General features: G+C 62.0%; 8 protein-coding genes. All 8 read left to right on the top strand.

Annotated elements, in window-relative coordinates; genetic code table 11:
* Positions 1-280 precede the first annotated feature (280 nt).
* The 8 genes from boxC to JQ617_RS23910 all read left to right on the top strand — a co-directional run bounded on the left by boxC (position 281) and on the right by JQ617_RS23910 (position 12,674).
* Positions 281-1,969, top strand: coding sequence for a 2,3-epoxybenzoyl-CoA dihydrolase (boxC, locus tag JQ617_RS23945; protein WP_212028427.1), 1,689 nt, complete (start codon positions 281-283; stop codon positions 1,967-1,969).
* Between the two features lie 42 nt (positions 1,970-2,011).
* Positions 2,012-3,457: a benzoyl-CoA 2,3-epoxidase subunit BoxB gene (gene boxB, locus JQ617_RS23940; RefSeq protein WP_212028426.1), complete on the top strand. Its 1,446-nt coding sequence runs from the start codon at positions 2,012-2,014 to the stop codon at positions 3,455-3,457.
* Positions 3,458-3,516: 59 nt separating this feature from the next.
* Positions 3,517-4,698 carry a benzoyl-CoA 2,3-epoxidase subunit BoxA gene (gene boxA / locus JQ617_RS23935; RefSeq protein WP_212028425.1) on the top strand — a complete coding sequence of 394 codons (1,182 nt, stop codon included), beginning with the start codon at positions 3,517-3,519 and terminating at the stop codon, positions 4,696-4,698.
* A 74-nt stretch (positions 4,699-4,772) separates the two neighbouring features.
* Positions 4,773-6,323 (top strand): 3,4-dehydroadipyl-CoA semialdehyde dehydrogenase, encoded by a 1,551-nt coding sequence (locus JQ617_RS23930; protein WP_212028424.1) that lies wholly within the window; start codon positions 4,773-4,775, stop codon positions 6,321-6,323.
* Positions 6,324-6,354: 31 nt separating this feature from the next.
* Entirely contained in the window at positions 6,355-7,962 is a 1,608-nt protein-coding gene (locus JQ617_RS23925) for a benzoate-CoA ligase family protein (protein ID WP_212028705.1), read from the top strand.
* 144 nt (positions 7,963-8,106) lie between these two features.
* Positions 8,107-9,039, top strand: a complete 933-nt coding sequence (locus JQ617_RS23920) for a helix-turn-helix domain-containing protein (RefSeq protein WP_249157430.1) — start codon at positions 8,107-8,109, stop codon at positions 9,037-9,039.
* Between the two features lie 73 nt (positions 9,040-9,112).
* Complete coding sequence (locus JQ617_RS23915; protein ID WP_212028423.1) at positions 9,113-10,609, top strand: aldehyde dehydrogenase family protein; 1,497 nt, start codon at positions 9,113-9,115, stop codon at positions 10,607-10,609.
* Positions 10,610-10,946: 337 nt separating this feature from the next.
* Entirely contained in the window at positions 10,947-12,674 is a 1,728-nt protein-coding gene (locus JQ617_RS23910) for a GMC family oxidoreductase (RefSeq protein WP_212028422.1), read from the top strand.
* Positions 12,675-13,442: the final 768 nt, after the last annotated feature.

The raw sequence follows: 13,442 nt of genomic DNA, 5'->3' as shown, positions 1-13,442 counted from the left end.
TGTTGGGAGGGATGCAGCCGGCAGGACGACGAGGATTTGAGTGGCGATCGCACGATCTCATCGGCGAGGGATGAGAACGTAAATTGTTCAGACGTCTCACCGTTCGCAAACTTGTCGACTCGTCTGTAATCCTGGACGTACATGCATTATAATGCATATTAACGGCAGAACCTCGGCCAACCGATCTCGAATTATGAACTTTAGTGCTTGATAATGCCGCACGTCTGCATTATAATGCATTAAAATCTAACGACCATGACGTTGAAGGGAGGATCCATTGATGGCCGTGGCCAAGCGTAAACTCGCCAATGGTAAGGATTTCATCGACTTCCAGACTGATCCGTCGCGCTATCGGCACTGGAAGCTGTCCATCGACGGCGAAGTCGCGACGCTCGCGATGGACGTCGATGAGAACGCCGGCCTCTACGAGGGCTATCAGCTCAAGCTGAATTCCTACGACCTCGGCGTCGACATCGAGCTCGCTGATGCATTGATGCGGCTGCGCTTCGAGCATCCCGGCGTCAAGGTGGTGCTGCTACGCTCGGCCAAGAACCGTGTGTTCTGCGCGGGCGCGAACATCCGGATGCTCGCCGGCTCCGAACATCCGCACAAGGTCAATTTCTGCAAGTTCACCAACGAGACGCGCAACTCGATGGAGGATGCAAGCGAGCATTCCGGACAGCGCTTCATCACGGTGGTCAATGGTACGGCCGCGGGTGGCGGCTACGAGCTGGCGCTCGCAACCGACCGCATCATCATGATCGACGACGGCTCGACCGCAGTGTCGCTGCCGGAAGTGCCGTTGCTTGCGGTGCTGCCCGGCACTGGCGGTCTCACGCGGGTGGTCGACAAGCGCATGGTGCGCCGCGACCATGCCGACGTGTTCTGCACCATCGAAGAGGGTATCAAGGGCCGTCGCGCGGTGCAGTGGCGCCTGATCGACGAGCTCGTCGCGCCCTCGAAGTTGGAAGATCGCGTCACGGCGGCGGCATCCGAGCTGGCCGGACAATCGACCCGCCGGGGTCCCTCGGACGGCGTCAAGCTGTCGCCGCTCGACCGGAAATTCCGCGCCGACGGCGTCGATTACGGCTATGTGAAGCTCGACATCGACACCGCCCAGCGCATTGCGACGATCACGATCCGCGCCGCAGAAGCGGCGCCGCCGGCCACGGTTGTCGAGCTCGTGAAGCAGGGAGCGCGGTCGTGGCCGCTGCAAAGCGCCCGTGAGCTCGACGATGCCATTCTCCATCTGCGCAACAACGCCTATGAGACCGGCACCATCATTTTCAAGACCGAAGGCGATCCGGCAAGCGTTCACGCTTATGACGATTTCCTCGAGGCTCACCGCGACCACTGGCTCGTGCACGAGATCCGCCACTACTGGAAGCGCGTGCTCAAGCGTGTGGACGTTACCTCGCGGACCCTTGTGGCGATGGTCGAGCCCGGCTCTTGCTTCGTCGGCACGCTGGCCGAGCTCGTGTTCGCGGCCGACCGGTCCTACATGCTGCTTGGCCAGATGCAGGGCGACAATCGCCCGCCAGCCAAGCTCGAGCTCTCGCGCGCGAATTTCGGCGCCTATCCGATGTCGCACGGCCTGACGCGGCTGCAGTCGCGCTTCCTGGCCGAGCCCGAAACGGCCAAGGCACTGGAGAAGGAAATCGGCCGCGAGCTCGAAGCCGATGAAGCCGAGGCGCTCGGGCTCGTGACCTTTGCGCTCGACGACATCGACTGGGCCGACGAGGTGCGCGTGTTCATGGAGGAGCGCACCAGCTTCTCGCCGGACTCGCTGACTGGCCTTGAGGCCAATTTGCGCTTCGCGGGTCCGGAGACGATGGAATCGAAAATATTCGCCCGTCTCACCGCCTGGCAGAACTGGATATTCCAGCGGCCCAACGCTGTCGGCGAGGAAGGCGCGTTGGCGCGCTACGGCACCGGGCAGCGCCCGGCCTACGACATGCGGCGCGTCTGACGCGCCGACCAGCTTTCATTTGATCAAGAGGAGACGCGCGTCATGGACCTCGTCAACGTCGACTATTCAACCCGTATTCCGAACAATGTGGGCCTCGCTGAAGATCGCACCGTGCTGCGGGCGCTGGAAGGCTGGCATCCCGGCTATATCGACTGGTGGAAGGACATGGGACCGGTCGGCTTCCAGGAGTCGCTCGTCTACCTGCGCACGGCGATCTCGGTCGATCCCAAGGGCTGGGCCAAGTTTGACTACGTCAAGATGCCGGAATACCGCTGGGGCGTCCTGCTCGCGCCGCAGGAGGAGGGCCGCAAGGTCAATTTCGGCAAGCATAAGGGCGAATTGGCGTGGCAGGAAGTGCCGGGTGAATACCGTGCCATGCTGCGCCGCCTGATCGTCATCCAAGGCGACACCGAGCCGGCCTCGGTCGAGCAGCAGCGCCATCTCGGGGCAACCGCGCCCTCGCTCTACGACATGCGCAACCTGTTCCAGGTCAACGTCGAGGAAGGCCGCCATCTCTGGGCGATGGTCTATCTGCTGCAGAAATATTTCGGCCGCGACGGCCGCGAGGAAGCAGATGAATTGCTGCGCCGCCGCTCGGGCGACGAGGACAGCCCGCGCATGCTCGGGGCCTTCAACGAGGCCACGCCGGACTGGCTCTCGTTCTTCATGTTCACCTTCTTCACCGACCGCGACGGCAAGATGCAGCTCGAGAGCCTGGCGCAATCCGGCTTCGATCCGCTGTCGCGCACCTGCCGTTTCATGCTGACCGAGGAAGCGCATCACATGTTCGTCGGCGAAACCGGCGTCGGCCGCACCATTCAGCGCACCTGCGAGGCGATGAAGGCTGCCGGCATCGATGATCCCAACGCGACCGACAAGATCCGGGCGCTCGGCGTGATCGACCTGCCGACCATCCAGAAGAAGCTCAACTTGCACTACTCGCTGACGCTGGACCTGTTCGGTGCGGAGATCTCGACCAACTCGGCGAATTTCTTCAACGCGGGTCTCAAGGGCCGCTTCCAGGAAATCAAGATCGACGACGACCACCAGCTCACCAATGCCATGTATCCGGTGCTCAAACTGGTGAACGGGCAGATCGCGAAGGTCGACGAGCCGGCGCTGACCGCGCTCAACATGCGCCTTCGCGACGACTACACCGAGGATTGCGCGCGCGGGGTCGAACGCTGGAACAAGATCATCGAGAAGGAAGGCATCAAGTTCCGTCTCGAGTTGCCGCATGTCGCCTTCAACCGCGCCATCGGCGAGTTCCGCGACGTCAATGTCTCGCCGAAGGGCATCATCCTGTCCGACGCCGATTGGGCGAAGGTGCGCGACGGATATCTGCCGTCGCTGTCCGACGGCGCGTTCGTCGTATCGCTGATGCAGCCGGTGTTCGAGCCCGGAAAGTTCGCGGGGTGGATTGCGGCGCCGAAGGTCGGCATCGACAACAAGCCCGGCGAGTTCGAATACGTTCAAATCGCCGCCTGACCGGAGCCAACGCGGCCGTCCTGCCCCGTGCAGGACGGCTTCTTACGGAGCGCGAAGCCATGAATGCGCCCTTCAAACAGCATCTGATCGATCCGGAAATCTGCATTCGCTGCAACACATGCGAAGAGACCTGCCCGGTCGATGCGATCACGCATGACAACAACAACTACGTTGTCGATTCCACGAAATGCAATTTCTGTATGGACTGCATCCAGCCCTGTCCGACCGGATCGATCGACAACTGGCGGATCGTGACGTCAGGCTATTCGCTGGACGATCAGCTCTCCTGGAACGAACTGCCGAAGCAGGAGGAACTCGCGGCCGGCAATGATGGCGAGGCAATCGACGCGGAGGTGCTGGCGCTGCTCGAGACCGCGCATACGGGCGCCGGTGGCAAGTCGGTTGCGCCTGCCACGGCCGCAAAGCCGGCCGTTAACCTCTACAACAGGGACAAGGCCGCGGTTGCAACCGTCACCGGCAATTACCGTCTGACCCACGAAGAATCCGACGTCGACGTTCATCACATCATTCTCGATTTCGGCGATGTGGCCTTTCCGGTCCTCGAAGGACAGTCGATCGGAATCGTGTCGCCGGGGGTCGATGCGGAGGGCAAGCCGCACCGGGTGCGGCTCTATTCGATCGCAAGCCCCCGCCACGGCGAGAAGCCCAATACCAGCAATCTTGCCCTGACCGTGAAGCGCGAGCCGAAGGGTGTCTGCTCGAATTTCGTCTGCGACCTGAAGAAGGGCGACAAGGTCGAGGTTACCGGTCCGTTCGGCGCCACCTTCCTGATGCCGAACGATCCGGCCGCCAACATCATCATGATCTGCACCGGAACCGGTTCGGCGCCATTCCGCGCCTTCACGGAATGGCGGCGCCGCTCGATGCCAAACGCAGCGGGACGCATGCTGCTGTTCTTCGGCGCGCGGCGGCCGCAGGACCTGCCTTATTTCGGTCCATTGCAGAAGGTGCCCGACAGCCTGCTTGGCAAGCACTTCGCTTATTCCCGCGTCCCCGGCGAGAAGAAGGTCTATGTGCAGGACCTGATGCGGCGGGAGGAAACGACGGTCGCTAACCTGCTGCGTTCGCCAGCAACCCACATCTATGTCTGCGGCCTGAAGGGCATGGAGCAGGGCGTCGACGCGGCACTCGATGACATCTGCCGCTCCTCCGAGCAGCGCTGGCACGAACTGCGCGACGCGATGCGTTCCGAAGGTCGCTACCACGTCGAGACGTATTGACCTCGTCTTCGAACCGACATGCTGCCCTTCATGCAACACGCTCTTCGCTGAGCTAACCAAACGGCGAGTAAGAAATGACGGACATTCTCCAAAATTATCTTGGCGGCCGCTGGATCGCCGGTGTGAACGGCGGCGTGTCCTTGCGCGATCCGATTCGCGGCACCGATTTGGTCCGGGTCGATGCGACTGGGCTGGATCTGAAGGCAGGTTTTGCCTTCTCACGCAGGGAAGGCGGCGGCGCGCTGCGCAGCCTGACCTATCGCCAGCGCGGCGAGATGCTCGGCGCCATTGCCAAACTCCTGCAAGGGCGCCGCGACGCTTATTACGAGATCGCGTTGGCCAACAGCGGGACGGTGAAGAACGACTCCGCCGTCGACATCGACGGGGCAATCTACACGATCTCAACCTACGCGAAGCTGGCGCAGACACTGGATGACCGACGCTTCCTGTTCGACGGCGACGCTGCGGCCCTCGCAAAGGAAGCCGCATTCCAGAGCCGCCATGTGCTGGTGCCGACCCGCGGACTTGCGCTGTTCATCAACGCGTTCAACTTCCCGTCCTGGGGCCTGTGGGAGAAGGCGGCACCAGCCTTGCTGTCCGGCGTACCCGTCGTGGTCAAGCCCGCCACCTCGACGGCTTGGCTCGCGCAGGTCATGGTCAGGGACGTGGTCGAGGCCCGAATTCTTCCCGCGGGCGCGCTATCCATTGTCTGCGGAAGTTCGGCCGGTCTTCTGGATGCGCTGGAGCCGTTTGACGTGGTTTCGTTCACCGGCTCGGCGGAAACGGCGGGCGTCATCCGCTCTCATCCGGCGATCGCACAGCGATCCGTTCGTGCCAATGTCGAAGCCGACAGCGTCAATTCGGCGATCCTCGCCGAGGGCGAGGCCCCCGGTGAGGGCGCGTTCGACCTACTCGTGAAAGAAGTCGTGCGCGAGATGACGGTGAAGTCCGGGCAGAAGTGCACGGCGATCCGGCGCATCCTGGTTCCCTGCAAGCACTACGACGCGGTCGCCGAAGCCATCTGCGCTCGCTTGGGCAAGGTCACCGTCGGCGATCCCCGCAATACCACCGTGCGCATGGGTGCGCTGGTGAACCGCGCGCAATATGCTTCCGTGCGTGAGGGGCTGGCCCGGTTGCGTGAGGAGGCCAAGGTGCTGCACGACGGCGCGAGCCATGCGCTGGTCGATGCCGACCCAGCGGTTGCCTGCTGCCTCGGTCCGACTTTGCTGGGGATACCCGATCCGGATCGCAGCGCGCTGGTGCATGACATCGAGGTGTTCGGGCCGGTAGCGACCCTGATGCCGTATCGCGACGCGGCACACGCGCTGGATCTGGCGCGCCGGGGCCAGGGCTCGCTGGTTGCGTCCCTCTTCGGATCTGACGCCGCGATGCTGTCGCGCTTGTCACTTGAACTGGCTGACAGCCACGGTCGTGTCCACGTCGTTAGCCCCGACGTGGCGGACGTTCAGACCGGCCATGGCAATGTGATGCCGCAATCGCTGCATGGCGGCCCCGGCCGCGCCGGCGGCGGGGAGGAACTTGGTGGTGCGCGCGCTCTCAACTTCTATCACCGGCGCGCAGCGATCCAGGCGTCCAAAGCGGTTGTCGAGGTACTCGGTAATTAGAAAAAAATCAGAAGGAACCCCGGGAGGAACGATGGATCAAATGTCAGAACCCGCATCGGCAGACGTCCAATCGCCGCCCGAGGCTTTCAACTTCGCGGCGCATCTGCTCTCGGAGAACGCCGGTCGTGCGGCGAAGGCCGCGTTTATCGATGATGTCGGCTCGCTCAGCTACGGCGAGCTCGAGACCCGCGTTCGTCTCCTCGCGTCGGGCCTGCGCGATCTCGGCGTCAAGCGCGAGGAGCGTGTCCTACTGGCGATGCAGGACCTCAATGACTGGCCCGTCGCCTTTCTCGGCGCGATCTACGCAGGGATCGTCCCGGTCGCGGTGAATACGCTTCTGACCGCCGACGACTATGCCTACATGCTGGAGCACTCGCGAGCGCAGGCGGTGCTGGTCAGCGGGCAGGTGTTGCCGGCATTAAAGGCGGCCCTGACGCGGGCCGATCATGAGGTGCGTCGGGTGATCGTGTCGCGTGCGATCGCGCCGCTCGATTTCGGCGAAGTTGCGCTCGATGCATTTCTTGATACGCACGCGCCGATGGCCAAGCCAGCCCGCACCCATGCCGATGACCCCGCGTTCTGGCTGTATTCATCCGGGTCGACCGGTCGCCCCAAGGGCACGGTGCATTCGCACGCTAATCCCTATTGGACCGCTGAGCTCTACGGCAAGGCGACGCTGGGCCTGACCGAACGTGACGTGTGCTTTTCAGCGGCCAAATTGTTCTTCGCCTATGGGCTCGGCAATGCGCTGACATTTCCGATGTCAGTCGGCGCGACCGTGCTGTTAATGCCCGACCGGCCAACGCCTGAGGAAGTGTTCAAGCGACTGACCGGCGCGTTTGGCGGCGTGAAGCCAACCACCTTCTACGGCGCGCCGACCGGGTTTGCCGGCATGCTTGCCTCACCAGCGCTGCCGTCGCGCCACGAGGTGGCGTTGCGCCTGGTGTCCTCGGCGGGCGAGGCGCTGCCGGCGGAGATCGGCAAGCGCTTCAGAGAGCATTTTGGCGTCGACATCATCGACGGCATCGGCTCGACCGAGATGCTGCACATCTTCATCTCGAACCGCCCCGATGCCGTGCGCTACGGCACGACGGGCTGGCCCGTGCCCGGTTACGAGATCGAACTACGCGACGACGAGGGCAGGGCACCGCCGGACGGCGAGCCGGGCGATCTCTATATTCGCGGGCCCTCAGCGGCGATGATGTATTGGGGCAACCGCACCAAGACGCGCGAGACGTTTCAGGGCGGCTGGACCAAGAGCGGAGACAAATACGTTCGCAACCAGGACGGCACCTTCACCTATTCCGGCCGCAGCGACGACATGCTCAAAGTCAGCGGCATCTATGTCAGTCCGTTCGAGGTGGAGGCCACGCTGGTCCAGCATCCCGCGGTGCTCGAAGCGGCTGTGATCGGCGTGCCCGACGCCGAGGGGTTGACCAAGACCAAGGCCTTCGTAGTGCTGAAAGACGGCGCGCAGGCAACCGATGCGGAGCTCAAGGCTTTTGTCAAGGATCGCCTCGCGCCCTACAAGTACCCACGAAGCATTGAGTACGTTCACGACCTGCCGAAGACCGCGACTGGCAAGATCCAGCGCTTCAAATTGAGGGCGCTCGAGCAAGGCCACGACGCCGGCGCTTGAGGGCCCTCGACACCGGGGTGCTTGGCGGCCCTGACGGAGGACGTCGCGATCGCCGCGGTGCCCGCAAGCGCGATCACGCCGACCGGCCAATTCCTTTGCCTTTCAAGGGATTCGCCGGTCCTCGTTTGACGAGAATGTATTATTATGCATGATATCGTCATGGGCAGTGAAGTCGAGAAGCTAACGGAGTACCGAACTGCGCATTATAGTGCAGTATCCGAGGCGTCCACCTATCTGACCAATCAGCGCGCCAACGTTAGCTTCCGGTTTGCCAACCCCATCGTCTGCCGCATGATCACCGGCTACAAGATCATGCAGGTCGATCAGTCCGATCCATTTCCCTTCCTGCCCGGCGAGTCGATCCTCGTCCCCTCGCTCAAACATCTCGCGATCGAATTTCCGTTTGCCGATATCGATCAGCCGACGTCCTGCATGTGCATCGAGATCGACCGCGACAAGGTCGACGACATCATCGGACGCATCAACGAATCTCGCCGCAGGTCCGGTCTGCGCCGGGACGTTGCGCTCAACTGGAATGAGTTCGCGCTTTATCGCGGCGAGGCCACCATCGATGCGCAGCTCGATCGGCTGATGAATCTGTACGTCAACGAACATTCGGAATTCCGCGACGTGTTGATCGACGCGAATCTGGGCGAGCTCGTTGTCTACCTGCTGCAGTCGCAGGCCAAGCGCCTGCTGATTGAAACCCGGGCGAATGTTCCCGACACCGCACTCGATGTCGTCGCGCATTCGCTGGCGCAGAAGCCTGAAGGTCGTCCCGACCCGGAAGTGCTGGCGCGGGCTGCGGGCATGAGCACGGCGACGTTCTTCCGACATTTCCGCGCGAAATTCGGCACCACGCCGGCAAAATTCGTCAATCAGGCGCGCGTCCAGCGGGCCCGGGCCTTGCTGGTCGCGAATGGAGCCAGCGTCACGGAAGTCGCCTTCGAAGTCGGCTTTCAGAGCGTCGGCCATTTTGTTCGTGTATTCAAACTTGCGACGGGAGAAACCCCCGGCGACTATGTGCGCCGCAACACGCGGATTGGCATCAGAAAAAATGAGAATCCCGTGCAATAGAATGACAGGGCCATGTCAGTCTGAGACGCCGCCCTGACCTAGTTTCCTCCAAAATCATCTGGGAGGAAAAAGTATGCAGAGCACTGCGAAAGATAAACGCGCTGTCACGATGGAGCGCGAACGAGGCCTATACATCGGAGGGGAGTGGCGGTCTGCGTCGACCGGCGCGACGTTTGAAGATAACGACCCGACGACCCGTCAGACGATAGCGCGCATCCCCAATGGAACGGTCGCCGATATGGAAAGCGCCATTGCGGCCGCGCATCTGGCGCAGCCCGCGTGGGCGCAAATGCTTCCTGCAGCGCGCGCCGAGTGTTTTTACCGGGCCATTGATGTCTTCGTTCGGCGACAGCAGGAATTCTGCGACGCGCTGATCAGGGAGACCGGCTCAGGCTTCGGCAAGGCGATGTTCGAATGCAGCCTCGTGCCGCTCGCGTTGCGCGAGGCCGCCGCGCTCACGAGTCAAGCTGTCGGTGAGATTCTCCCTTCCAACGTCCCTGGCAAGGTCAACACGGTTCAGCGCAAGGCGGCTGGCGTCGTCGGCGTGATCTCGCCCTGGAATTTCCCGCTGTATCTGTCGCTGCGTGGCTTTATCTATGCGCTCGCGCTCGGCAACACCGCCGTCATCAAACCCTCTGAGGATTCACCACTGACTGGTGGTCTAATGATTGCGGATTGGTTCGCCGAGGCCGGCTTCCCCGCCGGGACCATCAATGTGGTGACCTGCGATCGACAGCGTGCGGCCGAAGTCGGCGGCAAACTTATCAACGATCCACGCATCGCGCGCATCAGCTTTACCGGATCGACCGCTGTTGGGCGGGAAGTTGCCAAGGCCTGCGCGGCTCAGCTCAAGCGCGTCATTCTGGAAATGGGTGGCAAGAATCCGATCCTCGTGCTGGATGATGCCGACGTCGACTACGCGGTCAACGTTGCCTTTTTCGGGGCTTTCTTGCATCAAGGTCAGATCTGCATGTCAGCCGACAAGATCATCGTCGCTGGCGCGCTTTACGATGCGTTCCTGAAAAAATTCGTCGCCAAGGTCGCCAATTTTCGACCGCTCGAGCCCGACAGCCAGATGTGCGTCATCGGGCCGATCATCAACGATCGTCAGCTCGATCGCATCGATCGACTCGTGTCACAGGCGGCCGAACAGGGCGCGACTGTCCATATCGGCGGGAAGAAGCAGGGACCATTCTACCAACCGACCGTCGTCACCGACGTCACATCGGACATGGCAATCTACAGCGAGGAAATCTTCGGCCCCGTGGCGTTGGTGATCCGCGCGGAGAGCGAGGAGGAGGCGGTCCGCATTGCTAACGACACCCAGTATGGGTTGTCGGCGGCCATCGTGACGGGCGACGCGATCCGCGGCCAGGTGCTCGCGCCGCGCATTCAGGCAGGAATGGTGCATGTCAACGATTCTCCGGTACATGATGAGCCGCATTGTCCCTTCGGTGGCATGAAGGCTTCCGGTTGGGTCGGCAAATGGGGTGGCGCCGGGGCGATAGAGGCCTTCACTGATCAGCAATGGATCTCGACACAGATCCCACCACGCCAGTACCCGTTCTGATCAAAAGCCGTCACGGGCAAGAAGGACTTCGCGGGCCGGTAACGGCCCGCCGAGAAGAGGTCGCGGCGCAAGCCACGATGCCTTCGACGCCGCCGGCGTTAGAATTTGCAAGGCACTCGGCCGCTTTCTGACCAATCGCGATGTGCAGATGCTGGGCCGGTGGCTGCGGTATTGCTGGCTCGACTGTTACAGGACGCGTGGTCAAGTAGCGTCGATCGAATACAAGCCGGTTCAATGCGATCGCTCCGAGTGTCCCGACAGTGTGGCGAGGTTACGTCGGGTTGATGGCCTGATCCAAGAACTCAACTCATAAAGAGACACTTCCGGAGGAAATGGAATGTACGGTGCTTCTGATGACTTGAAGAAGGGTGATGTGATCAATCGGCTAGAGGACGCGCTCTATCGCGGCCGGGTCGGGCGTCGTGCGTTCATCAAGATGGCGCTGGCGGTAGGATTGACGCCCTACGCGGCGGAAGTCATGGCCCAAGCTGGCGTCGAGGCCGCCGGCAACCAGCTCTATAACAACAAAACCCTGAAAAAATCCTACGACTTCATAGTCATCGGCTGCGGCAGTGGAGGCAGCGTAGTGGCCGGGCGGCTCGCAGCGGAGACTAGCGCCGAAATCCTGGTGATCGAGGCCGGCGGCTCCGACAATGTCGACAACGTCCAGGTCCCCGCGATGTGGCCGACCAACATCCGATCCGAACGCGATTGGGGCCACAGTGCCGATCCGAGCGCGAGCGTGAATGGACGGGCGCTGATCCTGCCGATGGGCAAGGTGGTTGGCGGCGGCTCCTCGATCAATGCTACCGTCTGGGCGCGGGGCCACAAGAACGATTTCGATTTCTGGGCAGCAGAAGCCGGCGACGACGGCTGGAATTACCAGAACGTGCTCAAGATCTACCGCCGCATCGAGGATTGGCAGGGAGCTGCCGACCCGGCGCGTCGCGGCAAGGGCGGGCGGCTGTGGGTTGCGCCGGCACAAAATCCCAATCCGATCGCGCCTGCGATGGTCAAGGCCGCGGCCTCGATTGGTATTCCCGCCTTCGAGGACCAGAACGCGGCGATGATGGAAGGCGCCGGCGGCGTTGCCATCGCCAATCTTCGCATCAAGGACGGACGGCGGCGAAATCTGCCGTCGGACTATCTCTATGGCGTGCTCGCCAAACCCAACATCACGCTGATGACGGGTGCGGAGGTGACGAGCCTGGTGCTCAACGGCTCGAAGGTGATCGGGGTCAATTTCAACAGGGATGGCGTTGCGCAGACGGTCGCGGCGGCCAAGCAGGTGATCCTGTGCGCCGGCGCCATCAACACGCCGAAAATCCTGATGTTGTCGGGTATCGGCGATCCGCAGGAACTCAGCAAGCATGGTATCAAGACCGCCGTGGGGCTTCCCGGGGTCGGACGAAACTTTCAGGACCACGTGCTCGTCGCCGGCTGCATCTGGGAATACAATACGCCACTGCCGCCAGCGAATAACCTCGCTGAAGCGACCTTCTTCTGGAAGAGCGACAGCGCCCTAGACACGCCCGACCTGCAACCGTTCCAGATCGAGGTCCCCTATGCCTCGGAGGTGACCGGCAAGCAGTTCGACCTAGTTCCCGGCGCGTGGTCGATCGCGCCCGGCCTGGTGCGGCCGAAGAGCCGGGGCCGCGTGACGCTGGCGTCCGCCAATCCCGCCGACAAAGCAAAGGTCGACGGCGCCTTCCTGAGCCATCCCGACGACGTCAAGGCGCTGTTGCGCGGCATCGAGCTTTGCCGCGAGATCGGCGCTGCGCCTGCCATGAAGGAATTCGTCAAGCGCGAGATCATGCCCGGCAAGCTCGACGCCGCGGCGATGACCGATTTCCTGCGCAACGCCGCCGGGACTTATTTCCACGAGAGCTGCACCTGCAAGATGGGGCGTGACGACATGTCCGTCGTCGACGGCAAGCTCAAAGTACACGGAGTGCAGGGGCTATCGATCGCGGATGCTTCGATAATGCCGAGAGTATCAACCGGAAACACGATGGCACCGACGGTTGTCATCGGTGAGCGGATGGCGGACATCTTGGTTTCTTGAGGCGCTCGCCGACAGACCAGTGTTGGAGGAGAGAAGAAGACATGGCCGCGATCTGCGATCGGGTTTTGCGGCATCCCCGAAGGGGGGCCCGTGCCCCAGAGTAACTCATTGAGCAAACCTTTGACGATCGACGATCGCAAGTGAGTGGAGCAATGCGGTTGTTGTAAGGGCTGCTCCTGTTACGACATCACGAGCGCCGGTTAGCAGGTTACCTGACTCCTTGACCCTGAGCTCTTTGCTATCGCAGCGGTCGTGAGCCTGGCTCCAAGAGACGAACGATTGGAGCATGGTCGCTGCCCCAGGGGATCGTCGTACTCCCAACTTTGAAAAGAAGCGGTTCAATTTGTGCTGCTGCTGGAAACAGCAATTGCGACTACATTTGCGGGATCGCGGCGGCGACGCAGGTCAGCTCAATGACTAGGTCGATCTCTTGAACCCAGTTCCAGCCCCTCCCGGCTGGACCACGAGGCCCTGCTCGCGGGAGCCTCTATACTCGAGCCCGGCATACAAAAGTATGCCGGGCCTTTTTCGAGAAAGGCCTAGCTCGAGCGCGTGGCTACTGTCCTCTGAGCGCCCAATCTTCTCCTGATGCCACAGGAGAAGGGGTAGGGCCCGTGATAAGTCTTGCTGTGCTCCGGTCCTGCTGGGCGCGTGTCAAAAGTGAAAAGCAACGATCCAAATTCGTCGGCTCGTCTGCGTACCAAACATGATTAAGCTGGGCGAGTGTGCTGAGCGCAGCCAACATCAGTTAGGGCCGCAATTGGGAGA

Source organism: Bradyrhizobium sp. KB893862 SZCCT0404 (assembly GCF_018130885.1).
GTDB lineage: Bacteria > Pseudomonadota > Alphaproteobacteria > Rhizobiales > Xanthobacteraceae > Bradyrhizobium > Bradyrhizobium stylosanthis.
Note: the sequence above shows the minus strand (reverse complement) of the source record. Positions and strands in the feature narration are given on the sequence as shown.